The 24926-nt window shown below is 65.0% G+C and carries 23 protein-coding genes; 11 read left to right on the plus strand and 12 right to left on the minus strand.

Translation table 11 applies throughout. The features are described 5' to 3' along the window. Positions 1–104 precede the first annotated feature (104 nt). Positions 105–1406: an adenylosuccinate synthase gene (locus AC1DQQ_RS20715; RefSeq protein ID WP_066825003.1), complete on the plus strand. Its 1302-nt coding sequence runs from the start codon at positions 105–107 to the stop codon at positions 1404–1406. A 587-nt stretch (positions 1407–1993) separates the two neighbouring features. On the opposite strand, the gene aroC is transcribed toward AC1DQQ_RS20715, so the two are convergent. From aroC to ku, 9 genes are all read right to left on the minus strand, one after another. Beyond that, positions 1994–3070: a chorismate synthase gene (aroC, locus tag AC1DQQ_RS20720; protein WP_478046635.1), complete on the minus strand. Its 1077-nt coding sequence runs from the start codon at positions 3068–3070 to the stop codon at positions 1994–1996. Between the two features lie 115 nt (positions 3071–3185). Then, entirely contained in the window at positions 3186–3989 is an 804-nt protein-coding gene (fabI, locus tag AC1DQQ_RS20725; RefSeq protein WP_478029844.1) for an enoyl-ACP reductase FabI, read from the minus strand. Beyond that, positions 3986–4930: a YihY/virulence factor BrkB family protein gene (locus AC1DQQ_RS20730; RefSeq protein ID WP_478029843.1), complete on the minus strand. Its 945-nt coding sequence runs from the start codon at positions 4928–4930 to the stop codon at positions 3986–3988. Before AC1DQQ_RS20730 ends, fabI begins: the two co-directional genes overlap by 4 nt. 18 nt (positions 4931–4948) lie before the next feature. Further along, complete coding sequence (locus AC1DQQ_RS20735; RefSeq protein ID WP_478042932.1) at positions 4949–5878, minus strand: DnaJ C-terminal domain-containing protein; 930 nt, start codon at positions 5876–5878, stop codon at positions 4949–4951. Between the two features lie 49 nt (positions 5879–5927). Beyond that, entirely contained in the window at positions 5928–6350 is a 423-nt protein-coding gene (locus AC1DQQ_RS20740; RefSeq protein WP_478042931.1) for a hypothetical protein, read from the minus strand. Next, positions 6347–7246 (minus strand): transglutaminase family protein, encoded by a 900-nt coding sequence (locus tag AC1DQQ_RS20745; RefSeq protein WP_478046636.1) that lies wholly within the window; start codon positions 7244–7246, stop codon positions 6347–6349. The genes AC1DQQ_RS20740 and AC1DQQ_RS20745 overlap by 4 nt, the downstream gene beginning before the upstream one ends. A 10-nt stretch (positions 7247–7256) precedes the next feature. After that, positions 7257–9743, minus strand: a complete 2487-nt coding sequence (locus AC1DQQ_RS20750) for a circularly permuted type 2 ATP-grasp protein (RefSeq protein WP_478046637.1) — start codon at positions 9741–9743, stop codon at positions 7257–7259. Positions 9744–9945: 202 nt separating this feature from the next. Further along, positions 9946–12453 (minus strand): DNA ligase D, encoded by a 2508-nt coding sequence (gene ligD, locus AC1DQQ_RS20755; RefSeq protein WP_478046638.1) that lies wholly within the window; start codon positions 12451–12453, stop codon positions 9946–9948. A 104-nt stretch (positions 12454–12557) separates the two neighbouring features. After that, positions 12558–13451 carry a non-homologous end joining protein Ku gene (ku, locus tag AC1DQQ_RS20760; RefSeq protein ID WP_478046639.1) on the minus strand — a complete coding sequence of 298 codons (894 nt, stop codon included), beginning with the start codon at positions 13449–13451 and terminating at the stop codon, positions 12558–12560. Between the two features lie 150 nt (positions 13452–13601). Here ku and pdxH point away from each other — a divergent pair, with 150 nt between their 5' ends. The 4 genes from pdxH (at position 13602) to AC1DQQ_RS20780 (ending at position 16590) form a co-directional block, all read left to right on the plus strand. Then, positions 13602–14183 carry a pyridoxamine 5'-phosphate oxidase gene (pdxH, locus tag AC1DQQ_RS20765; RefSeq protein WP_478046640.1) on the plus strand — a complete coding sequence of 194 codons (582 nt, stop codon included), beginning with the start codon at positions 13602–13604 and terminating at the stop codon, positions 14181–14183. Further along, on the plus strand, positions 14183–15130 hold the full coding sequence (locus tag AC1DQQ_RS20770) for a cation diffusion facilitator family transporter (protein ID WP_478046668.1): 948 nt from the start codon (positions 14183–14185) through the stop codon (positions 15128–15130). The genes pdxH and AC1DQQ_RS20770 overlap by 1 nt, the downstream gene beginning before the upstream one ends. Before the next feature lie 11 nt (positions 15131–15141). After that, positions 15142–15939: a PhzF family phenazine biosynthesis protein gene (locus tag AC1DQQ_RS20775; RefSeq protein WP_478046641.1), complete on the plus strand. Its 798-nt coding sequence runs from the start codon at positions 15142–15144 to the stop codon at positions 15937–15939. A 243-nt stretch (positions 15940–16182) separates the two neighbouring features. Then, positions 16183–16590 (plus strand): acyl-CoA thioesterase, encoded by a 408-nt coding sequence (locus tag AC1DQQ_RS20780; protein ID WP_478029835.1) that lies wholly within the window; start codon positions 16183–16185, stop codon positions 16588–16590. 6 nt (positions 16591–16596) lie between these two features. On the opposite strand, the gene mnmA is transcribed toward AC1DQQ_RS20780, so the two are convergent. Then, entirely contained in the window at positions 16597–17709 is a 1113-nt protein-coding gene (gene mnmA / locus AC1DQQ_RS20785; RefSeq protein ID WP_478029834.1) for a tRNA 2-thiouridine(34) synthase MnmA, read from the minus strand. 150 nt (positions 17710–17859) lie between these two features. Between mnmA and AC1DQQ_RS20790 the strand changes: the two genes are divergently transcribed. The 4 genes from AC1DQQ_RS20790 (at position 17860) to AC1DQQ_RS20805 (ending at position 19140) form a co-directional block, all read left to right on the plus strand. Continuing rightward, positions 17860–18087 (plus strand): hypothetical protein, encoded by a 228-nt coding sequence (locus AC1DQQ_RS20790; RefSeq protein WP_478029833.1) that lies wholly within the window; start codon positions 17860–17862, stop codon positions 18085–18087. A 104-nt stretch (positions 18088–18191) separates the two neighbouring features. After that, positions 18192–18491 carry a CtrA inhibitor SciP gene (gene sciP, locus AC1DQQ_RS20795; RefSeq protein ID WP_066588249.1) on the plus strand — a complete coding sequence of 100 codons (300 nt, stop codon included), beginning with the start codon at positions 18192–18194 and terminating at the stop codon, positions 18489–18491. Positions 18492–18594: 103 nt separating this feature from the next. Beyond that, entirely contained in the window at positions 18595–18867 is a 273-nt protein-coding gene (locus AC1DQQ_RS20800) for a GlsB/YeaQ/YmgE family stress response membrane protein (protein ID WP_478046642.1), read from the plus strand. Between the two features lie 18 nt (positions 18868–18885). Next, positions 18886–19140: a GlsB/YeaQ/YmgE family stress response membrane protein gene (locus AC1DQQ_RS20805; RefSeq protein ID WP_478046643.1), complete on the plus strand. Its 255-nt coding sequence runs from the start codon at positions 18886–18888 to the stop codon at positions 19138–19140. A gap of 98 nt (positions 19141–19238) precedes the next feature. On the opposite strand, the gene AC1DQQ_RS20810 is transcribed toward AC1DQQ_RS20805, so the two are convergent. Then, the gene (locus AC1DQQ_RS20810) at positions 19239–19964 is read right to left on the minus strand and encodes an SIMPL domain-containing protein (RefSeq protein WP_478029831.1); all 726 of its coding nucleotides are present in this window, start codon (positions 19962–19964) and stop codon (positions 19239–19241) included. 107 nt (positions 19965–20071) lie between these two features. Then, entirely contained in the window at positions 20072–20332 is a 261-nt protein-coding gene (locus AC1DQQ_RS20815; RefSeq protein WP_478029830.1) for a GlsB/YeaQ/YmgE family stress response membrane protein, read from the minus strand. A gap of 239 nt (positions 20333–20571) precedes the next feature. Between AC1DQQ_RS20815 and AC1DQQ_RS20820 the strand changes: the two genes are divergently transcribed. After that, on the plus strand, positions 20572–21750 hold the full coding sequence (locus tag AC1DQQ_RS20820; RefSeq protein ID WP_478029895.1) for an efflux RND transporter periplasmic adaptor subunit: 1179 nt from the start codon (positions 20572–20574) through the stop codon (positions 21748–21750). A gap of 13 nt (positions 21751–21763) precedes the next feature. Then, positions 21764–24916 (plus strand): efflux RND transporter permease subunit, encoded by a 3153-nt coding sequence (locus tag AC1DQQ_RS20825; protein WP_478042923.1) that lies wholly within the window; start codon positions 21764–21766, stop codon positions 24914–24916. Positions 24917–24926: the final 10 nt, after the last annotated feature.

The raw sequence follows: 24926 nt of genomic DNA on the forward strand, positions 1-24926 counted from the left end.
CCCGGACTTGTTCCGGGGTCCAACGTGCCTCAAGCGGTATCGCCCGCGGATGGTTGGATGCCGGGACGAGCCCGGCATGACGAATTGAAGCGAAGGAATAGCAAGTGGCCAACGTAGCGGTGATCGGCGCCCAATGGGGTGACGAAGGCAAGGGCAAGATCGTCGACTGGCTGTCGGAGCGCGCCGACGTCGTCGTGCGCTTTCAGGGCGGGCACAATGCCGGCCACACGCTCGTCATCGACGGCAAGACTTATAAGCTCGCGTTGCTGCCCTCGGGCGTGGTGCGGGGCACGTTGAGCGTGATCGGCAATGGCGTCGTGTTCGACCCCTGGCATTTCCGCGACGAGGTCACCCGGATCGCCGAACAGGGCGTCAAGGTCACACCCGAACTGCTCCACGTCGCCGAGACCGCACCGCTGATCCTGCCGCTCCACCGCGATCTCGACGCCCTGCGCGAGGACGCGCTCGACGCCGGCAATTCTGGGCAGAAGATCGGCACTACCCGCCGCGGCATCGGCCCGGCGTACGAGGACAAGGTCGGCCGCCGCGCGATCCGTATCTGCGACCTCGCCCATCTCGACCAATTGGGGCCGCAGATCGATCGGCTCTGCGCGCATCACGACGCCTTGCTTGCCGGGTTCGGCAAGCCGCCGGTCGACCGCGAGGCCTTGCTGGCCGAGCTCAGGGAGATCGCCGACTTCGTATTGCCTTATGCCAAGCCGGTCTGGGTCACGCTCAACGCGGCGGGCGAGCGCGGCAAGCGCATCCTGTTCGAGGGCGCGCAGGGCGTGCTGCTCGACGTCGACCACGGCACCTATCCGTTCGTCACTTCGTCCAACACCGTCGCCGGCACCGCCTCGGCGGGATCCGGCCTTGGGCCGTCGCGCGTCGGCTTCGTGCTGGGGATCGTCAAAGCCTATACGACGCGGGTCGGATCGGGCCCCTTCCCGACCGAGCAGGATAACGAGATCGGCGAATATCTCGGCACGCGCGGGCGCGAGTTCGGGGTCAATACCGGGCGCAAACGGCGTTGCGGCTGGTTCGACGCCGTGTTGGTGCGGCAATCGGCGGCGGTCAGCGGCATTACCGGCATCGCGCTGACCAAGCTCGACATTCTCGACGGGCTCGACGAGATCAAGATTTGCACCGGCTATCGGCTGGGCGACAAGACCTACGACTATCTGCCGCCGCATCCGCTCGACCAGGCGGCAGTCGAGCCGATCTACGAGACGGTCCCCGGCTGGTCCGAATCGACCGCCGGCGCGCGAAGCTGGGCGGAACTGCCTGCCGCGGCGATCAAATATATCCGCCGCATCGAAGAACTGATCCGCTGCCCGGTGGCATTGGTGTCGACCAGCCCCGAGCGCAACGACACGATCCTGGTGCGCGATCCGTTCGCGGACTGATCTGCTTCAGGCACGCAACGAGAAAAGCTGAAAAAGGTAGGGCCTGCCCCCGCAGCCAGTGCACGCCAGCACCGACCGCGAGGACAGGCCCATTAGCCCCGACGGCTCGCGCCTGATCAGGCACGAGCCGATTGCATGGGGTGGGCTGGGGCTATCAGTGCTTCTTTTTCTTCTTGCCCGTATCCGCCGACGCTGACGTGTCGGTCGTCGCCGTCGAATCCGTCGTAGTCGACGGTGTGGTGGCGGAATCGGGGGTCGAACTCGGCGCCGCCGCGTCTGGCGTAGCCGGGGTGGCAGGGGTGGCGGGCGTTGCAGGTTCCGCCGGGGTGCCCATAGAGCCAGGCGTTGCCGGCGTAGCCGGCGTTGCGGGGGTCGCCGGGGTGGTTTGCGCCACCGCAACTCCCGAGACGCCGATGATCAAGGCGCCCGCAAGCATGACAAGCTTCATTCGATACTCTCCTGTCCTGAATGGACCGAAGAGGAAAAGGCTCAGTAACCAAAAGGCTCCATGGCAATGGATCGTCACGTCCACGGAATCGAACGGCTTACCGGAGATTGAGCCTATCGCGAGATTAACTGACGGAAACTCAGCCGTTTTGTGCGCGATGCAACTGCTTTTGGTCGGCCAGAACCAGCGCCACCATCGCTTCGACCACCGGCACGCCGCGAATACCGACACACGGATCGTGGCGACCCTTGGTGCGGATGTCGGTAGGCTCGCCCTCGCGCGTGATCGTCTCGACCGGGGTCAGGATCGAACTGGTGGGCTTGAACGCGACGCGGATGCGGACGGGCTGCCCGGTCGAGATTCCCCCGGCGATCCCGCCGGCATGGTTGGAGAGGAAATGCGGCCCGCCGGTCTGGTTGCTACCCGGCCGCATCGCATCGGCATTTTCCTCGCCGGTCAATGTCGCGGCAGCGAAGCCGTCGCCGATCTCGACGCCCTTGACCGCGTTGATCCCCATACAGGCATGCGCGAGCTCGGCATCGAGCTTGGCGTAGAGCGGCGCTCCCCAGCCCGGCGGCACGCCGGTTGCCTCGCAGGCGATCACCGCCCCGAGTGACGACCCGGCCTTGCGCGCGTCGTCGACCAATTGCTCCCAGCGCGCCGCAGCCTGGGCGTCGGGACAGAAGAACGGATTATTGCCGATCTCGGCCGGATCGAACCGCGTATAATCGATCGCGTCGCCGCCGATCGCTTCGACCCAGGCGAGGATCGAGACGTCCGGGATCACCAGCCGCGCCACCGCGCCCGCCGCGACCCGGCTGGCGGTCTCGCGCGCCGACGAGCGACCGCCGCCGCGATAATCGCGGAAACCATATTTGGCGTCATAGGCGTAATCGGCATGACCCGGGCGATAGGCCAAAGCGACTTCCGAATAATCCTTCGATCGCTGGTCGACATTCTCGATCATCAGGCTGATCGGCGTACCGGTGGTGCGCCCTTCGAACACCCCGGACAGGATACGGACACGGTCCGGCTCCTGACGCTGCGTGGTGAAACGCGACTGGCCCGGACGACGCTGGTCGAGGAACGGTTGGATATCATCCTCGCTCAGGCTCAGCCCCGGCGGGCAGCCGTCGACGACCGCGCCGATCGCGGGGCCATGACTCTCCCCCCAGGTCGAGAAGCGGAAGACGTGACCGAAGGTGTTGTAGCTCAACCGAAAAGCCCTCTTCCCTCCGGGGAGAGGGTTGGGAGAGGGGGAGTACGGCATAGGAGCGTCCCCGACTGCCCCTCTCCCCGGCCCTCTCCCCGGAAGGGAGAGGGAGATTGCATCACACCAATGCGATATCCGGCGCGTCTTCGGCCTTCATGCCGATGACGTGATAGCCGGCATCGACATGGTGAACTTCGCCGGTGACGCCCGACGACAAGTCGCTGAGGAAATAAAGCGCCGATCCGCCCACGTCCTCGATCGTGACGTTGCGCTTGAGCGGCGAGTTCAATTCGTTCCACTTCAGGATCAGACGGAAATCGCCGATCCCGCTCGCCGCCAGCGTCTTGATCGGCCCGGCCGAGATCGCATTGACGCGGATATTGTCGCGGCCGAGGTCAACCGCGAGATATTGCACGCTGGTCTCCAGCGCCGACTTGGCGAGACCCATCACATTGTAATGCGGCACGACCTTCTCGGCGCCGTAATAGCTGAGGGTCAGCAGCGATCCGCCATTGGGCATCATCGCCGCCGCACGCTGCGCCACCGCGGTGAACGAATAGACGCTGATGTTCATCGTCATCAGGAAGTTTTCGAGCGTAGTGTCGGCATAACGCCCACGCAGCTCGTTCTTGTCCGAAAAGCCGATCGCATGGACGACGAAGTCGATCGTCGGCCAGCGCTCGGTGAGCGTCGCGAAGGTCTGGTCGAGCGCCGTCATGTCGCTGACGTCGCAATCGATCAGGAAGTCGGAGCCAAGTTCCGCCGCGAGCGGACGCACGCGCCGCTCGAGCGCCTCGCCCTGATAGCTGAACGCCATCTCGGCGCCCGCCTCGCGCAATTTCTTGGCGATACCCCAGGCCAGCGAGCGGTCGTTGGCGAGACCCATGATGAGTCCGCGCTTGCCCTGCATCAGTCCGGTCATGCCGCTTCAAACTCCGTTTCTGTTGTCGGGCTCCCCCTTACGTCCTCCAACGGCGTTTCGGCTAGTGCTGCGTTTAAATGCGCGCCGATCGAAATGCCGAGGCCGACGATCCAGAAGAAGAGCAAGGTGACGATCACCCCTGCCAGGCTGCCATAAGTCAGGTCGTAATTACTGAGCTTCGCCAGGAATACCGGCAGCAACGCGGTCGCGCTGATCCACCACACGGTGGTGAATGCGGCGCCCGGCCAGCGCGGACAGCCCTTTTTGCGATATTTGCCCGGCGTCACCGAGAAGAACAGCATGTAGAGCGCGAAGTACATGATGAGACCGGGGATGATCCGCGACCAGCCAACCCATTGGGCGACCTCGGCGGCCCAGGGGACCAACCGATAGATGAACTGCTGGGTCACGGTCAGCACGCCCTGGATCAGGAAGGCGAGCAGCGCGAGGATGACCGACCCGACGATCACCGCCATCGATCCCAGCCGGTAATGCCAGAACGGTTTTTCAAAGGTCACGCCATAGGCCCTGCGGAAGATGTCGCGGATCGTCTCGACGAAACTGCCGACCGACCACAAGGCGACCAGCCCGCCCAGGATGAGGAGCGAGCCGGTCCGCGCCGCCAGCACGTCGGCGATCGGCTTGCGCAGCAGATCGGCGACGCTGCCGGGAAGCGTCGACAGGAACGAGTCCACCGCACGAAGTGCCTCCGCGCTCTGTCCGAATAGCGAACCGATCGCCGCCGCGAGGATGAAGAAGGGAAAAAGCGTCAGCAGCGCCAGATAGGCGATGTTGCCCGCATACATGAAGCCATTGGCGAAGATGCCGACAAACACGCGCTTGGTGATGATCCAGGCGCGGACCGGTAGCGGTTTTCCCTCTCGCTCGCGATAGCCGCGAAGCCCGCGCGCTTCGGGCGAAAGAGGGGAAAGATGCGACATACAGGACCGTAACCGACGTCAGACGCCGAGGTTGCCGCGCGGATTCCTGTCATTGTCCTTCCAGCCCTGGACGAACTCGACCAGCGCGTCGTCATCGACCGGCAGGTCGACCATCAGGGTGACGAGCTGGTCGCCGCGCCCGCCACCTTTCCGGTGGAAACCCTTGCCCTTCAGCCGCAGCGTCTTGCCTGAGCTCGACCCCTTGGGGACCGTCAACATGACCGCGCCGTCCGCGGTCGGCACACGGACGCTCGCACCGAGTACCGCCTCGGACAGGCTGATCGGCAGGTCTATCCGGATGTCATCGCCGTCGCGGTTGAAGAACCGGTGCGGCTGGATCTCGATCGTGACGATCGCATCGCCATTGCCGCCAGGGCCGGGCTGTCCCTTGCCGCTCAGCCGCATCTGGGTTCCGGATTCGACTCCGGCCGGCAGCTTGAGATCGATCGTCTTGCCGTCGGCGAGCGTGATCCGCTGCGGCGCCAGCGTCGCGGCGTCGGTGAACGGAACGGTCAGGCGATAGGCGACATTGGCGCCCTTCGGCTGCGGCCGACGCCCGAATCCGCCGGCAAAGCCGCCGCCGGCGCCACCGGTTCGGCCGCGACCGCCGAACAGCCCTTCGAACAGGTCGCTGAAGTCGCCCGCCTGCTCGCCGCCGAAATCGGCGCGGAAACCGCCCTGAGGTGCGCCGCCACCGCCGCCGAAACCGAACGGCGCGGCAGGGTTGCCGTCACCGTCGATCTCACCGCGGTCGAAGCGCGCGCGTTTGTCCTTGTCGCTCAACAGGTCATAGGCCGACGTCACCTGACTGAACTTCTCCGCCGCTTTGGGATTGTCGGTATTGCGGTCTGGATGCAGTTCCTTCGCCAGCTTGCGATAGGCTTTCTTGATATCCGCTTCGGTCGCGGTCCGGGACACGCCCAGCAGGGTATAGGGATCAGCTGCCATTTCGCGCGCTATTTGGGGGATTGCACGGCCAAGCGCAAATGAAGAGCGTTCAGTCCGCGAGCATGTCGAGCGTCAAATGATCGCCGAACGCCGATAACAGCCGCTGTCGCAGAGCCACGGCGCCGAGATCGGCTGGCAGATCGGCTGTGTGAATAGCGCATGCCGGAACCGCGACCAGCTGATAGGCGTCGATTTTTGCGCGGTCGGTGCTATAAACATCCGTCCAGTCGAATACGAACAAACCGCGCCTGGCCAGATCGAGAAAGCTCGTGGCATCGCCATCCTCGACGAGAGCAGTGGCCTCGCCGACAACCGGTAACTGAAGAAGTCGATACTCCAGATCGGATAGATCCACGGGGCCGCCGAAAACGCTTTCCGGAATCGGTCCGGCGCCGGCAGTCACGACCGCCGCTAAACAGCCCGCAATGTCGCTGACGAGCCACGCAAAGTCGTATCCTGCTGCATCGATCATTGATGCCATGCCGGTACGTCGCCGACCGGTGCGACGTCGACCGACACGTCCATCTTCTGCGCGCCCGATCCCAGCACGATGCCGTCGATCGGCGCGATCTCGGCATAGTCGCGGCCGATCGCCATGATGACATGGTCGCTCGCCATCCAGATGCCGTTGGTCGGATCGACTCCGACCCAGCCGCGCGCCGGACCGCACCACAGCATCACCCAGGCATGCGTCGCATCGGCGCCGATCAGCCGCTCCTGTCCGGGCGGCGGGATCGTGCGGATATAGCCGCTGACATAGGCGGCCGGCAGGCCGGCGGCACGCAGGCCGGTGATCATGATCTGGGTCAGATCCTGGCACACGCCGCGGCGTTTCAGGAATGCCTCGCGCGGCGGGGTATCGACCAGGGTCGCGGTCGGATCGAACGCGAAATCGCGCTGGATGCGTTGCGCCAAGGCGATCCCCGCTTCCAGCGCGTTGCGGTCGGGGTCGAGATCCTGCGCGCACCACGCCGCGATATCGGCATCGAGCGGGATCAGCGGCGACGGGTAGAGATAGGCCGAGGGGCCAGCAGCCGAAAGATCGCGATTCGCCCGCGCCAGCGCCGCGACCTCGGCCAGCGTCGGGTCGTCGGGCTGCGGCACCGGCACCATGCGATCGACCATGACGCGCGAGACGCTTTCGATCGTCAAATTGCGGACGCGTTCGGTGACGACCAGCCGGGTCACGTTGGCGAGGCCAGCTTCGGCCAGCGCCGGTCGCGTCTCACCGGCCGGTGTCACCGCCAATTCGTAATGCTCGACCTGTTGCCCCGACCACAGGATCGGCTTGAGTCGCAAGTTGCAGCGCGCGAAAGCGACCGGCCGACCATAATCGAACCGCGTGACGTGCCGGATGTCGTAGATCACGCCCCAAATCTCACGCCAGGATAAGCCCGCCCGCGCGCAACGGTTCCGCGCCTTGCAGGAAATACCGGCGTGCAATGGCGTCGGACAATTGCGCGAGCTGACGTTCGGCATCGTCGAGCTGACCCTTGTCGAGCCGCGTGGCGCTCGCCGTCGACAGCAGGGCGCACAACGCGCGGGCCTCGGCCTGCTGCTCTTCGGGCACGCCGTCGTCGTTGAGCACCGGGAGCTCGGCGAGATGCTCGGCGATGCGGTCGGCCTGATAGGCGAGGCTGCGCGGATTGCCCGGATCGAGCGCGACCAGGTCGATCACCGGCACGCGGGCGATCCCGGTCAGATAGCGCTGGCGGTAACCTATCTGGCTGTCGGCGAGGTCGAGCAAGGTGGTGAGATCGTCGCTCGAAGCCCCGGTCATGCCGAAGGTGCGGACCAGCCGCGCCACTGCCAGCCCGCGTTCGACGCGGCGGCCGAGATCGTGGAAACGCCATGCCGCGGTGCGACCCATATGCTCGGCCGACAGGCCCGACAAAGCGGCATAGCGCCGCTGCAATGAGCCGCAGCGATCGAGCATCGATCCCTTGGTCGGATGCGGCGCGTCGAGCAGACGCACGACATCGGCCGAGAGCCGGTCGCGCGACACCTGGGCGATGGTCCGCGCCATGCGGTTGATCGCCGGGATGTTGTTCCAGCCATCGAGCGCGTCGAGCGCGGTCCGTGCGAGCTGGACGAGGTCGGGCCGCTTGAGGTGCGCGGGATGCGCCGCGGCGCCGGCGGCGACCACCAATCCCGCCATCCGTCCGACCGTGTCGTGGTCGAGCGCGGCGCCGGCATCGGCATCGATCGAATTGCCGAGCATCGCGCGGACGATCGCCAGCAACGCCTCACCGCGTTCGAGATAACGGCCTAGCCAGTAGAAATTGTCCGCCACCCGGCTGGGCAACGTCCCAGGATTGCGACGGATTTGGGTACTGTCGGGCGCCGGCAGCAGCGAGGTGGGTGGCACCGGATCGGGGCTGTAGATCGCGACATCGGCCGACCAGATCCCCTCGCCCATCACCGCGGCCCGGATGTCGGGATGCTCGCCGATCCGCGCGAAGCCGCCGGGCATCACCGTCCAGTCGCCATCGACGCCGCGCGCCGCGAACACGCGCAAGGTGAAGGGGCGCGCCGCGAGTTCGTGATCGGCCACCACCGGCATCGTCGACAGCCGGACCAGTTCTTGGCCGACATAGTCCTGCGGCCGCCGCACCATGTCGTCGAGCAGCGCCTCGCGTGCATCGGCCGACAATTCGGATCCCTGTACGGCGCCATCGGGCAGGCCGAGCGGGTTCACGCCGAATGCCGGCGCGATCATCAACGTGTCGAGCCGCGCCTCCACTGTGGCCCGCGCGGCAGTGTCGCCGCACCACCAGGTCGCGATATTGGGCAGCTTCAACTTCTCGCCGAGAATCCGTTCAGCCAGCGCCGGCAGGAACGCCTGCAGCGCCGGGGCCTCGAGCACGCCGGCACCGGGTGCGTTGGAGATCAGCACATTATGCGCGGCAAACGCATCGATCAGGCCGGCGACCCCGATCGTCGAATGCGAATCGAACGCGAGCGGATCGAGCATGCGCGGATCGGCGCGCTGCCACAGGGCATCGACCCGTTTCAGCCCGGCGATGGTGCGGACATAGAGCCGGTCCTCGGCCACCGCGAGATCGGCGCCTTCCACCAGCAGGAACCCGAGATAGCGGGCGAGGTGCGCCTGTTCGGCATAGCTGGCGTTCCAGCGGCCGGGGGTGAGCAGGCCGATTCGCGGCTCCGCCCGTTTGCACAAGGCGGCGAGGCCGTCGCGGAACGCGGTGAAGAAAGGTGCGTGGCGCAGGATATTCAGGCGCCCTTGCAATCCGCCCAAGGTCCGCGACGTGGCGAGGCGATTTTCGAGCGCATAGCCCGCTCCCGCCGGCGCACGCAGATGATCGGCGAGCACGCGCCATTCGCCATCGGGACCTCGTCCGAGATCGAACGCGGCGAACTGGAGCTGATAGCCGCCGGGCAGAGTCAGCCCGACCATCGGTCGCAGGAACAGCGGACTGCCGTTGACCAAGGCGGCGGGAATCGCACCGTCGGCGATCAGGGCGCCTTCGCCATAGATATCGGCGAGGATGGTTTCGATCAGCCCGGCGCGCTGCGCGACGCCTTCGGCGATCGCTTTCCATTCGCCTTCGGCAATCAGCAGCGGGACCGGCGAGACCGGCCAGGGCCGCTCGTCCGAGTCGCCGGCGACACGAAACCCCGTACCGATGTCCTCGGCGTGGCGCTGGACTCGTTCCTGGGCGTGCGCGAGGTCGTCGCCCGCAGCGACAGCGAGTTCCTCGAACGCCGCGGTCCAGGCGCTCTGATCCCCGCTGGCGACGACATCGCCGGCGCCGTCGCCGACCCGCCCGCGATAGTCCGCCAACCAGCGCGCGGCATGCGCCGCGGCGTCGAACAAACCTTCGCTGAGTGCGTGACTGGCCAATGGGGCCTCCCCTTGGGAAAGGCTAACCACCACAAACCATGCTGCGTGGCAACATGGATTGAGATTGCGCAGACCTCTAATTCGTCATGCCGGGCTCGTCCCGGCATCCAATGTGCAGGTTAGCGAGTAGCTCGACCCGCTTATCTTGCGCTTGCCGCCCGTTGGACCCCGGCACAAGGCCGGGGTGACGGTTGGGGGCGGGTCAAAGGTCGGGCAGCACCTGCCTGGCGATTCCCCACCCCGCCAAATCCTTCGACGAGGCACGCTTCAGCAACTCGTCCTGATCGCCGACATGCCACTTTGCCGGCGTGTCGAGATCGCCTAGCTCCGCCCAGGTCACCGGCACCGCGACCGGTGCCTTGGCGCGCGCCCGCGCCGTATACGGCATCACCGCCGTCGCGCCGCGCTGGTTGCGCAGCCAGTCGAGGAAGATCTTCCCCTTGCGCTTGGCCTTGGACATGGTCGCGGTGAAGCGATCGGGCTCGGCCTGGGCCATCGCTTGGCAGAAGCGATCGGCGAAATCCTTGACCGCCGGCCATTCGGCCTGGGGCGTCAGCGGCACGACGACATGGACGCCCTTGCCGCCAGAGACCATCGCGAAGCTGACCAGCCCGATCTCAGCGAGATGCGCCTTGATCTCGGCCGCCGACTTCTTGACCTCGTCGAACCCCAGCCCTTCGTCGGGGTCGAGGTCGAAGACCAAGCGGTCGGGCTTTTCGACGTCGGCGACCGACGATCCCCAGCCGTGGAACTCGATCGTTCCCATCTGGACGCATTGCAGCAGCCCGTCGGCATCGTCGACATAGAGATAGGGTTCGATCGACCCGTCCTTCTCCTTGATCTTCACGTGCTTGACGTGCTCACCGAACGACCCGGCGTCATGCTTCTGGAAGAAGCAATGCTTGCCGCGCCCTTGCGGGCAGCGAACCAGGCTGATCGGCCGGTTCGCGATCCATTGCAGCGCGACCGGCGCCATCGCTTCGTAGAAAGCGGCGAGATCGCCTTTGGTCACCGTCGAATCGGGAAAGATCAGCCGGTCGGGATGCGTGATCTTGACGCTCGACGCTTTCGGCTTGGGCGCAGGCTTGGCTTTTTCCTCGACCACCTCTTCGGCCTCCTTGTCGCCGCGCAGCCCCAGGAAGCTCGGATGCCGCAGGACCTTGTCGGGCGTCGTTTCGGTATAGGCAATTTCGGCGACGAGCTTGGGCGTGACCCAATGCACGCGCCGGGTCGCCGCGCGCGGCGCTTCGACCGTCGGCGTTTTGCGCGCGAGGCGATCGAGCTTGGCGCGGAGATCGTTCATCGTCTCGACCGAAAAGCCGGTGCCGACCTTACCCGCATAGCGCAGTTTGCCGTCTTCGTTCACCCCGAGCAGCAGCGCGCGAAAGCCGCGCGACTTGTCGCTCTCGGTCCAGCCGACGATGACGAATTCCTGGCGGTGCAGGCATTTGACCTTGAGCCAGCTTTGGGTGCGCCGGCCGGAATAGGGCGCGTCGGCGCGTTTGCAGACGATCCCTTCATAGCCTTCGCGGCACATCGCCTCGAACAATTTCTCGCCTTCGCCGACGATATGCTCGGCATATTGCAGCCGCGCATCGGCACCCTCGAGCAGCGGGCGCAAGCGTTCCTTGCGCTGGACCTGGGGCAATTTGGCGAGGTTTTCGCCGTCGAGTTCGAGCAGGTCGAACGCGAACAAGGTCATCTCGCCGTCGTTGGAGATGGCGTCCTTCAGGGTCGAGAAATCGGGGTGGCCGTCCTTGAACGCGACGATCTCGCCATCGATCAGCGCCGATCCGACCGGCAGCTTGGCTGCCGCATCGGCGATGGCGTGGAACTTGTCGGTCCAGTCGAGGCCGTTACGCGTATAGACCTTGGCCTTACCGCCGCCGATCGCGATCAGCGCGCGATAGCCGTCATATTTGACTTCGTGGATCCAGCCGGCACCGGTGGGGACGGAGTCGACCAGGGTGCAGAGTTGCGGTTCGCGGAATTTGGGCATCTTGGCGTCGCCCCGGCGCAGGCCGGGGCCGCTGCGTTGCGCGGTGGAATCCGAGCCACCCGGCGGCCCCGGCCTCCGCCGGGGCGACGTACTGGCGGAACGCAGCTTCTTCCAACTGGCCAGCTCTTTCGCCTTCTTGCCGCTGGCGATCTCGGCCATCGAGCGGCCGGTCTTGACGCTGGTCACGGCATTTTCGACCAGATCGTCCGAACCGCCGGCATAGTCGTCGTCGATCTTGCGCAACAGCCAGTTGGTATTGCGCTCCTTGCCGCGCGGCTTGAGCCGGATCAGCAGCCATTCGCCCTTCATCCGCTCGCCGTGGAGGATGAAGTGGAGATGCCCCTCCTCCAGATCCTTGGCCGATTTGCCGGGGATCGGTTCCCACCAGCCGTCGTCCCACAGCATCACCGTGCCGCCGCCATATTCGCCTGCGGGGATTGTCCCTTCAAAATCGGCGTAGCTGATCGGATGGTCTTCGGTCTGGACCGCGAGGCGCTTGTCGTCGGGGTTGAGGCTGGGGCCGCGCGTGACCGCCCAGCTCTTCATCACACCATCGACCTCGAGCCGCAGATCCCAGTGCAGCCGCGTTGCGTCGTGCTTTTGGACCATGAAGCGATGCCCCGCGTCGGCGGCGCGTTCGCCCTTGGGTTCGGCGGTCTTCGAAAAGTCGCGCTTGGCGTTATATTTGGCGAGAGGGTCGCGGTCAGCCACGGACCGCCCCCTTCGTCACACCAGCGCAAGCTGGGGTCTCGTGCGGCAAGGGCGCGACGAGAGCCTCTTGAGACCCCAGCTTTCGCTGGGGTGACGGACGGGGATCAGGCACGCTTCTTTGCCGACGCGGCGCGTGCCGGGGCCTTTTTGTGCGCGGTCTTCTTGGTCGCAGTGACGCTGGTCTTCTGCGCCGGGTGCGAGGAGGGCTTCTCGATCGATTTCTTGAGCGCCGCCATCAGGTCGATGACATTGGATCCCGACCGGCCGGTGCCCTCGTCATCCTTGTCCTCGATGATCTTGCGCCGCGACTTCTGCTTGGCCTTGCGCGCGATCAGGTCTTTCAGCGCATCGACATAATGGTCGTGGAACTTCGCCGGATCGAACTTGGCGGATTTCTTGTCGATCAGCGTGGTCGCGAGGTCGAGCAGATCCTGATCGGGCTCGTCATCCGGGATGTCGCGGAAATAGCCCTGCGCGCGGTTGACCTCGCCGGCATAGCGCAACGTCTCGAGCACCATGCCACGGCCGCACGGCTTGAGGCTGACGACATATTCGCGCCCGCGCATCGCCAGCTGGCCGATTCCGACTTTCTTCGCGCGGCGCAACGCCTCGCGCAGGACGATGAACGCCTCCTCCGCCAGATCGTCGGCAGGCACGACGAAATAGGGCCGTTCGTAATAAAGGACATCAATCTCATCCATGTCGACGAATTGGGTGAGTTCGAGCGTCTTTTTCGACTCGAGCTTCACCGCGTCGATCTCGTCCTGGTCGAGCAGGACATATTCGCCCTTCTCATATTCGAATCCCTTGACGATCTCGTCGGGGTCGACCTCACCGATGCCGGGCACGGTCTTCTCGTATTTGATCCTCTTGCCCGAGGGTTCGTGGATCTGGTGGAACGCCACCTGCGCGCCCGATTTGGTCGCGGTGTAGATCTCGACCGGGATCGAGACGAGCGCCAGCCTGATCTGTCCCTGCCAATAGGCCCGTGCGGCCATGAGTCACCTCCGTTGCGAAACCGATTCAATTCCCGGAGCGAGAAGTCGTTCCACCATCATTCCTCCCGGGGCCTGGGAAGGGCACCGACCCGAAGCGGCGGCGGCAATGCCCACTCCCCGTCCCGGGGAGGATCGGCTAAAGGCCCGGTCATGACCACCGACCCCTTCATGCTGTTCGACACCTGGTTCACCGAAGCGCGCGAGAGCGAGCCAAACGATTCGAACGCGATAGCGCTGGCCACCGCGGACGCCGCGGGCCACCCGTCGGTGCGCATGGTGCTGCTCAAGGGCCATGGTCCCAACGGCTTCGTCTTCTATACCAACCGCGAGAGCCGCAAGGCGGGCGAGATGGCGGCCAATCCGCACGCCGCCTTGCTGTTCCACTGGAAGTCGCTGCGCCGCCAGATCCGGATCGAGGGCAGCCTGAGCCTTGCGACCGATGCCGAATCGGACGCCTATTTCGCCAGCCGCGCGCGCGATTCGCAGCTCGGCGCCTGGGCCTCCGACCAGTCGCGCCCGCTCGACGCGCGCGAGACGTTCGAGGCGCGATACGAGCAGGCGAAGGCCCGGTTCGAGGGGCAAGACGTCCCGCGCCCGCCGCATTGGGGTGGTTATCGCCTGACCCCGACCCATATCGAATTCTGGCAGGATCGCGCGCATCGCTTGCACGAACGCCGTGTATTCGACCTTGCTGGCGACGGGACCTGGTCCGAAGGATTGCTCTATCCATGATGACCGAGAGCGAACGCCGCCGCATCATCCCCTTCGCGATCCGTGCCGCGCTGGCCAGCGTGGCGATGGCGCTGTTCCTGCTCGCGCTCAAGAGCTACGCGGCCTGGTCGACCGGATCGGTGGCGATGCTTGGCAGCCTCGCCGATACCGGGCTCGACCTGCTGGCCAGCCTGGTCACGCTCTACGGCGTCAAGATCGCCGCCGAGCCCGCCGATCACGACCATCGTTTCGGCCATGGCAAGGCGGAAGCGCTGGCCGCGCTATTTCAGGTCGGGCTGATCACGCTGTCCGCCGCGGGTATCGCCTGGCGTGCCGTCCTGAAGTTCGGCGACAATAGCCAGACAGCTGAGGCCGAGTTCGGCATTGGCGTGTCGATCGTCGCGATCCTCGCTACTTTTGCTTTGCTCGCTTATCAACGCTCGATCATCCGAAAAACCGGATCGGTCGCGATCATGGCGGACAAGGTCCATTACCAGTCGGACCTGTTCCTCAACCTGTCGGTAATCGCCGCGATCGTGCTCGATCAATATCTGGGCTTGCGCGGCGCCGACCCGATATTCGGCATCATCATCGCCGCCTGGCTCGCCTGGGGCGCGTTCCAGGCGTCGTCCAACGCCATCGACCAGTTGATGGACAAGGAGTGGCCCGAGGATTTGCGCAAGCAATTCATCGAAGTCGCGGCGCGGCAGGAAGGATTGAAGGGTATCCACGATTTCCGCACGCGGCGATCGGGCAGCCACGAATTCGCGCAATTCCATATGGAAGTCGGCCGCGACCTGACCGTCGCGCAATCGCATGAGGTGGTCGAACGCGTCGAGAACGCGCTGCATCGGGCCTTTCCCAGCGTGGAAGTGCTGATCCATGTCGACCCCGAGGGCCATGTCGACACCGACAACCCGCTGGTCGAAGCCGATGTGACGCCGCACTGGTTCGGCAAGCGTATCTAAGGAGACTGGAAGTGAGGTTACCGATCGCGCAGATCGACGCATTTGCGCGTCATGCCTTTGAGGGCAATCCGGCAGCAGTGATGCCGCTCAACGACTGGCTCGACGACGAATTGCTGCAGAAGATCGCCGCCGAGAACAATCTGTCCGAGACCGCTTTCCTGGTCGCGTCGGACGATGACGGCGTCGATTTCGACCTGCGCTGGTTCACGCCCGCGGTCGAAGTGGTGATGTGCGGCCATGCAACGCTGGCGAGCGGCCATTTCGTGCTGTCGTCGGACCCGGATCGCGAGCGCGTCCGCTTCCGCACGCACAACGCCGGGATGCTCGAAGTCGCGCGCGCGGGCGGCAGCTACGAACTGGCGCTGCCCGCCTGGGTACCTTCACCCAAGCCGCTGCCGGACATCATCGCGGGGCTGGGCATCGACAGAGCGGTCGAGACATTGTGGCATGAGCATCGCTATGCGCTGATCGTGCTGGAGACCGCCGATCAGGTGCGCGCGCTCGCGCCCGATTTCCGCGCGCTGGCGGCGGGCGGCGACCTGCTCACCATCGCGACGGCGCCGGGCGACGGTACCGACATCATCAGCCGCGCCTTCGCGCCCGGCGGCGGGATCGACGAGGATCCGGTGACGGGGTCAGCGCATGCGGTCGCGGTACCCTATTGGGCGAAGCGTCTGGGGCGCGACAGGTTCACCGCATACCAGGCCAGTTCCCGGGGCGGGTATCTCGACTGCCGGCTGGAGGGCGATCGGGTGATTCTCGGCGGGAATTGCGTGACGGTGCTCGAAGGCACGTTTCTCTTGGGCTGACCAAAAAAATCCTCCCCGTTTACGGGGAGGGGGACCAAGACGCGCAGCGGCTTGGTGGAGGGGGTGCGCCCCACGCGATGATGTAGGTGTTGAGAACCCCCTCCACCACTCGCTGCGCGAGCGGTCCCCCTCCCCGTCCCGGGGAGGATTTATGCTCCCCCACCCCTCGCGCCCGCTTTCCGTAGCGTCCGTTTATCCCATAGAAAGTTCGCTATTTTTCGCCACAAGCGCTATATTCCCGGCGTGACCGACCATGCCCTCCCACACGACTTCCCGATCGGCATCGATCCCGCCGACATCGACTTCATGGGGCACGTCAACAATGCCTCCTATCTGAAGTGGGTGCAGGACGCGGTGCTGAGCCATTGGCAGAAGATCGCGCCGGCCGAGGCCGTCGCAAGCCTGCTCTGGGTCGCGCTCAAGCATGAGATCACCTATCGCAAGCCGACCTTCCTCGACGACGAGGTGATCGCCACCGTCCTGCTCGAAAAGGTCCAGGGTGCCCGTGCTTTCTATCAGACGGTCATCCACCGCGGCGAAGAAGTGCTGGCCGAGGTCAAATCGAGCTGGTGCTGCATCGACGCCCAAACGCTGCGCCCCGCGCGGCTGGCGTCGAGTGTGATCGAACGGTTCTTTCCCAAAGCCGAATAGCGGCAATCACGCCGCCAGCGCTGTTTCCACCGCTTGCGTTTCCTCGATCCAGCCGCCGCCGAGCACGCGATCGCCGGCATAGAGCACCGCCGCCTGACCCGGCGCGACGCCATATTCCGGATCGTCGAACAAGACCCGGTCGCCGGCGAGCCGCGCGGGGACCGGCTTGGCGAGGCTGCGCACCTTGGCAGTGATCGGCCCGCTATAATCGCCGCCCAGCCAGTTGATGTCCGACAGCCGCGCCGAGGCGACGCCGAGCGCGGCGCGCGGGCCGACGATCACGCGGCGAGTTGCGGGATCTAAACGAACGACATAGAGCGGCTCGGGGCTGCCGCCGATTTCGAGCCCGCGGCGCTGGCCGATGGTGAAATGGATCAGCCCCTTATGCTCGCCGAGCTTGCGGCCTGCCAGGTCGACGATGTCGCCGCCGGCTTCCGCTTCGGGCCGCAACTTCTTGACCAGGCTCGCATAATCGCCGTCGGGGACGAAGCAGATATCCTGGCTGTCGGGCTTGGCGGCGACGCCCAGACCCAGTTCGGCGGCAAGCTCGCGGACGCGCGGCTTGGGTAGTCCGCCCAAGGGAAAGCGCAGGAAATCGAGCTGATCGCGCGTCGTCGCGAACAGAAAATAGCTCTGGTCACGGGCCGGATCGGCGGCGCGATGGAGTTCGGCACCCTTGGGACCGACGACGCGCCGGACATAATGGCCGGTCGCCAGGCAATCGGCACCGAGATCGCGCGCGAGTCGGAACAGATCGGTGAATTTGGGACCCATATTGCAGCGGACACAGGGAATCGGGGTGCGCCCGGCGACATATTCATCGGCGAACTGATCGATCACCGCGTCGCGAAATGCGCTTTCATGATCATGGACATAATGCGCGATGCCGAGCCGATCGCAGACGGCGCGCGCATCGCGGATGTCGCGCCCGGCGCAACAGCTGCCCGCGCGCCCGACCGCTTCGCCATGATCGTAAAGCTGGAGCGTGATGCCGATCGTCTCCGCGCCCGTGCGCGCGGCGAGCGCGGCCACGACCGACGAATCGACTCCGCCCGACATGGCGACGACGATGCGCTTGCCCGACAGATCGGGGCCTAGTTGGAAGTCGACTTCGGTCATTGCTGTGTGGCGCTCAATAGGGATGCCGGCCCGCTTTGCCTAGGCAAGCCGCAGCCGTGCGAGGTTAAGCTCCCGCGAACACCGTCTTTACCGACCTTTAGGGCAAAATGGGTAGACCCTCGATTCTGTTGAACGCGGGTGAGTAAAAGCGTGGACCTGAGTTATCTGAGATTCGATCACGATGCGTCGGTCGCGGTGTTGCCACCCGACCTGGCCGTGCTCATGGTCGGCATCTCGGCACGCCAGGCAGCAAGCCCGACCGCGCTCATTCAGACTCGCCAATTTCCGCGAGTGATTGAATCCTCGGCCTTCTTCCCACCCTCCGGCGCATTCGACGCGCAAGTCGCGGCGCGGATCGCGGATTGGGGCCAAGCATGAAGGGCGTGTTTACCTAGACGCTTCAATGGATGTTCAAGTCCGGCCGCTAATGGTCGTTTTTAGCCAAAGTGAGTGGGGGCCCCCCGCCCCAATCGAGGTAGTGAATGATTGAGAACCAGAAAATACGCCCTGCCAAGGTGATCGGCCCCCTCGGGGAACCGCTGACTCTCGAGACGCTGCCTCCGGCGGACACGACGCGCTGGGTCGTGCGCCGCAAGGCCGAGGTCGTGGCGGCGGTCAATGGCGGCCTGCTGAGCGTCGATGAAGTGTGCGACCGGTACAATCTGACCGTCGAGGAATTCGCTGGCTGGCAGCGCGCGATCGATCGTTCGGGCATGCCCGGACTGCGCGTGACGCGTATCCAGCATTATAAGAGCCTGTACGAGCGCCAGCAGAAATACTGACGCGCCGCCCCCGTTTCAAAACGGGGGCGGAACATATATTCCTTCTGAAGAGTCGTAACCCCAAGACCGATCGCATCAGATCGCGTCGAATAGGAGGGTTGCGATGTATTGGATTCTTCTGATCGTTATCGGAGGCGTGATCGGCTGGCTGGCGAGCATCGTCATGCGCACCGACGCCCAGCAGGGCCTCATTCTCAATATCGTCGTCGGCATCGTCGGGTCGTTCATCGGCAATTATCTGCTGGGCCCGCTCTTCCCCGGCAGCGGATCGATCGCCAGTTGGCCGCCGTCGATCGGTGCGCTGGTCGCCGCATTCGTCGGCGCGGTGGTCCTGCTGCTCCTCCTCAACCTTATCAACCGCGGCCGCGCGCGGTAACCGGAGGGAAATCGGCACATGCTTGAGAACATCATCATCTGGCTGGTCGTCGGCGGGCTTGCTGGCTGGCTGGCCAGCCTGGTCGTGCGCGGCGGCGGATCGGGGATCATCGTCAATATCGTCGTTGGGATCATTGGCGCGGTCATCGCCGGTTGGCTGTTCGGCGTCGATATCAACCAGGCGATCACGATCAGGACGTTTATCTATTCGGTAGCCGGCGCGATCATCTTGCTGGCAGTCCTCGCCCTGATCAACCGCGGGCGGTTTCGCTAGAGTCTGTTTCGGTTACGGTGCCGGTCGGCTCAGCGAAGCTGCAAACAACGCGAACAAACGGAGGGGCCGTTCCCATCTTGGGAGCGGCCCCTTTCTCGTCATTTGAGCAGGAAGCGCACCGTGATCGTCACCGTCACGTCGCTCTCGCCCGGCATCACCTGCGTGTCGGCCGCCTTGGCGGCGGCCATGCGATAGACCGGCATCGGCGGCGGCGGTCCGGCGATTTCTCCGCCTTCGGCAATCGTCAGGATGCGCGACACCGATAGGCCGGCCGCCTTGGCATAAAGCTGCGCGCGCGCCTGGGCACGCTTGACCGCATCGACTCGCGCTTCGTCGAGCGCGGCATCGGGCTGGTCGAGCGAGAGATTGGGCCCGTCGATCTGGTTGGCGCCCTGCGCCACCAGCGCGTCGAGAATCGCACCCGATTTGGCGATGTCGCGGAAGCGAATCGAGACATTGTTGGTCGCCTGATAGCCGGTGATGACCGGCGGTTTGTTGTCCTCATAGCGATATTGCGGCTGCAGCGAGACATTGGCGGTCGCAATGTCGCGCGGCTGGATGCCTGCGCGCTTCAGCGCCGACAGGACCGCGCTCATGCGATTGGCGTTGTCGGACAATGCCGCCGCGGCGGTGGGTGCCTGGGTGACGACACCGGCGCGGATCGTCGCCAGATCGGGAACGCGCGTGGTCTTGCCGGTTGCGGTGACGTCGAGCAGGGTCCCGTCCGGGATCACCGTCGGCGCGACGGGCATCGTCTGAGCGAACGCGGGAGCGACCGCGATCGATGACAGGGTGATGACGGCGGCAGTGGCAAGCAAACGCATATGTCCTCCAGACATGACGGATCATTCCGCCCTCGGCGCCCGTGCCACAGGGCGGACTACACCAACCTGAACGAGGTCGCGGCCTTACGCGAACACGCCATCACGCTCTATACGCGACGACTGACCACCACCCGGTACAAAGCGAGCAGCACGATCGCGCCGGCGGTTGCCGCCGCGTAATTCTGCCAGCCGCCGACCAAGGTCCAGTTCATCGTCTGCGCGACAAAGCCGGCCAGCAATGCGCCGGCGATGCCGATCAGGATCGTGACGATGAACCCGCCGGGATCCTTGCCCGGCATGACGAACTTGCCCAACACGCCGGCGACAAGGCCGATCAGCAGCCATCCTAGAATCGATCTTTCGGGCATCGAACTTCCCTCCTTACCGCCTTTTTAATCGGCGGTTCCGCATCGTCCGCCCAAAGCGCCGGCAAATGCAACCGTTTCCGACACGAAATGGCGTTACCGATTGCGATTCGCGGCCGAAAAGGACATTATTGGAGTAGCGCACCGAGCCTCTTGAGGTCGGTGCTTTATTTCTATAATACAGTTCCAACGGAGGCCCTGATGGTGCCTCAATGACAGGGCACATGGGGAACGTGGCTGACATGAATTACGAGTCGAGCGGCATGTACGCGCTCACCGACGAAACCGCGACGCCGCGGCGTCGCTGGCTGGTCCTGGGCGGGATCGGCGCAATCATCGTCGTGCTGATCGCTGCCTTCTTCATGATGCGTCCGGCCGCCAAGCCCGCGGCAGGGACCGGCGGCACGACCGCCAGCGGCGCGCCCGAGGACCAGATGCCGACCGTGTCGGTGGGGTCGCCGGGGAGCAATTCGGTCGACCGCATGGTGTCGGCGACGGGGTCGCTCGCCGCGCGGGTCGATATGCCTGTCGGCGTCGCCGGCGAAGGCGGCCGGGTGACCGCGGTGCTGGTGCAGCCGGGCCAATGGGTCGCCGCCGGCCAGACCCTCGCGACTGTCGACCGCTCGGTCCAGGTGCAGACCGCCAGCAGCCTTGCCGCGTCGATCGCGGTGGCCAAGTCGGACGCCGATATCGCGCTGAGCGAATATAACCGCGCCAAGGCGCTGGTCGACCGCGGTTTCATCTCCAAGGCCGATCTCGAACGCAAGGGAGCGACGCTCGCGGCAGCCAATGCCAGGGTGAAGGTCGCGCAGGCGCAGCTCGCCGAGACGCAGGCGCGCAACGGGCGGCTCGATATCCGGGCGCCCGCCGCCGGCCTGGTGCTGGCGCGCATGGTCGAGCCCGGCCAGATCGTTAGCTCGGGCTCGGGCACGCTGTTCCGTATGGCCAAGGGCGGCGAGATGGAGCTCAGGGCCGAAGTGGCCGAGGGCGACATCAAGGGCATCTCGGTCGGCTCACGCGCCCAAGTGACACCGGTCGGCGGCAGCCAGTCGTTCGCCGGCCAGGTGTGGCAGCTGCCCCCGGTCATCGATCCGCAGTCCCGCCGCGGCATCGTCCGCATCGCGATCCCGTTCGACGCCACGTTGCGCCCGGGCGGCTTCGCCGCGGCGACGATCTATGGCGGCGCGAACACGTCGCCGATCCTGCCGAACTCGGCGATCCAGACCGACGCGACCGGCAATTTCGTTTATATCCTGGACAAGGACGACAAGGTCGAGCGCCGCGCGATCAAGACCGGCGAAGTGACCGATCGCGGCGTCGCGATCGTTCAGGGCCTGGTCGGTAACGAGCGCGTGGTGTTGTCGGCGGGGGCGTTCCTGAGCCCCGGCCAGAAGGTCAAGCCACAGCTGCGCAAGCTTTGAAGAGGGCGTTCGCATGAGCTTCCGCAACATATCCGCCTGGTCGATCCGCAACCCGGTCCCCAGCCTCGTCCTGTTCTTCATGCTGACGGTGGCCGGCCTGGTCAGCTTCGCGACGATGCAGGTCAACAACGATCCGGATATCGATTTTCCGGTCGTGATCGTTTCGGTCAGCCAACCGGGCGCCGCGCCGACCGAACTCGAGAATCAGGTCACGCAGAAGGTCGAGGCCGCGGTCCGCAGTCTGTCGGGAATCGACGAGATCAACTCGAACGTGACCGAGGGCAGTTCGGTCACGATCGTCCAGCTCGATATCGGCACGCCGATCGATCGCGCGGTCGAGGATGTGCGCAGCGCGCTGCAACAGATTCGCGGCAACCTGCCCGACGGCATCCTCGAGCCGCAGGTCGAACGCGCCAACACCACCGGCAATGACCTCGCCAATTATGCCGCGATCTCGACCGACATGACGATCGAGCAGCTGAGCTGGTACATCGACAATACCGTCACCAAGGAATTGCAGTCGGTGTCGGGCATGGCGACGGTCGAACGCAATGGCGGCGTCAGCCGCGAGATCCGCGTCAAGCTCGATCCCGACAAGCTTCAGTCGCTCGGCCTGACCGCCAGCCAGGTCAACGCCCAGCTGCGCCAGGTCAATATGAACGCCGCGGGCGGCCGCGCCGAGATTGCGGGCTCCGAACAGACCGTGCGCGTGCTCGGCAATGCCAAGGACGCCTATGCGCTCGGCCAGACGCAGATTTCGGCCGGTGGCGGCCGCATGGTGCGCCTGACCGATATCGCCACCGTGGTCGATCAGTTCGCCGAACAAAGGTCGGCGTCGCAGCTCAACGGCGCGCAGGTCATCTCGTTCGACTTCCAGCGCGCCAAGGGCGCGTCGGACGTCACCGTGTTCCATGGCGCCGAGAAGAAGCTCGCCGACCTCGAGAAGAAGAATCCCAAGGTCAAGTTCAAGCTGATCTTCAACAACGTCCAATATGCCGAGATGCAATATCACTCGGCGATGGAAGCGATGTACGAAGGCGCGGGCCTGGCCGTCCTCGTCGTGTTCCTGTTCCTGCGCGACTGGCGCGCGACCGCGATCTCGGCACTGGCCATCCCGCTATCGGCAATCCCGACCTTCTTCGTGATGCAACAACTCGGCTTCACGCTCAATCAGATGACCTTGCTCGCGTTGAGCCTGGTCGCCGGCGTGCTGGTCGACGACGCGATCGTCGAGATCGAGAACATTGTTCGGCACATGCGCATGGGCAAGACCGCCTATCAGGCGGCGATCGACGCCGCCGACGAGATCGGCCTGGCGGTGCTCGCGACGACCATGTCGATCGTCGCGGTGTTCCTGCCGGTCGGCCTGATGCCGGGCGTGTCGGGCCAGTTCTTCAAGAATTTCGGCCTGACCGTCGTCGCCTCGGTGCTGATGTCGCTGGCCGTCGCGCGTTTGCTGACGCCGATGATCGCGGCCTATTTCCTCAAGGCCAAGGGCCATGCCTCGCATGGCGAAGGCCGGATGATGAACTGGTATATGGCGGCATTGCGCTGGACGCTGCGCCATCGCTGGTCGTCAATCGTGGCGGGCGCGGTAGCCTTGGCGTTGACGGTGGTCTTCTTCGCCATCCTGCCGCAATCGTTCCAGCCCGATCAGGATCAGGACGCATCGACGGCGAGCATCGAAATGGTGCCCGGTACCACCCTGGCCCAGACTCAAGCGGTGGTCGACAAGGTCGCGGCCCTGCTCAAGAAGCAGCCGCAGGTCGAGGACGTCTATTCACGCGCGTTCGTCGGCAACGGCCGTGTGACCGCGATCTTCAAGAAGGACAAGGATCTCAAGAGCGTCCAGTTCGAGCGCCAACTGGCGCCGACCCTGGCCGCGATCCCCGACGCGCGCGTCTCGTTCCGCTCACAGCAGGGTTGGGGATCGAGCGGGCGCGACATCACCATCGTGCTGGGGGGCGACGACCCGAAATTGCTGACCTCGACCGCGCAGACGATCGTGCAGCAGCTGTCGAAGCTTAAATCGGTCACGGCGCCGCGTATCCAGGGCGATCTGCAACAGCCCGAACTGGTGGTCAGCCCGCGATTCGATCTCGCTGCCAATCTGGGCGTGACGACGCAGGCGCTGTCGAGCGCGGTGCGCCTCGCCACCTTGGGCGATATCGACCAGAACAAGGCAAAATTTTCGCTCAGCGATCGCCAGGTGCCGATCACCGTCGCGCTCGAACAATCGGCGCGCTCGCGGATGGCGACGATCCAGAACATTCCGGTATCGACAATCAATGGCGGATCTGTACCGCTGTCGACCGTTGCCGATATCAGCTTCGGCGCCAGCCCATCGAAGATTCAACGTGTCCAGTTGCAGCGCCAGCTGACGATCGGCGCTGATTTGGGCCTCAATCCCAAGACCGGCAAGCCGTTGGTGTCGAGCCAGGCGTGGAAGGAAATCAACGCGCTGCCGATCATGCAGCATTTGCCCAATGGCGTGCAGCAACTGACGCTCGGTCAGGCCAAATGGCAGGCAGAGATGATCTACAACTTCCTGGTCGCGGTGGTGGCCGGCGTGTTCCTGGTGTTCGCGGTGTTGGTGCTGCTCTATCGCCGCGTCCTGCCGCCGTTCGTCAACATGGGCTCGCTGCTGCTGGCGCCGCTGGGCGGGTTGATCGCCTTGTGGATCGCCGGTCAGCCGATCTCGATGCCGGTCTATATCGGCTTGCTGATGCTGATCGGGATCGTCGCCAAGAACTCGATCCTGCTGATCGACTTCGCGTTGGAAGAGATGAGCAAAGGCGTGCCCAGCCTGGCCGCGATCGAGGATGCCGGTCACAAGCGCGCGCAGCCGATCGTCATGACCACGGTCGCGATGGTGGCGGGCATGGTGCCGACCGCAGTATCGCTGTCGGGCGATGCGTCCTGGCGCGCGCCGATGGGCATCGTCGTGATCGGCGGGTTGATCCTGTCGACCGTGCTGACATTGCTGATCGTGCCGGCCAGCTTCAGCCTGGCGATCGGGATCGAGGAATGGGCCGGGCCGTGGCTGCGCCGCGTGCTGCTGACCTATCGTCCCGGCGACGATAGCCGGCCGATACTCGACCATCCGGATGCACCCAAGCCGATTGGCTATGACCATGGCGAACAGGGGCCGCAACCGGCCGAATGACGACCGGTTG

The organism is Sphingomonas sp. P4_G3 (assembly GCF_056401105.1).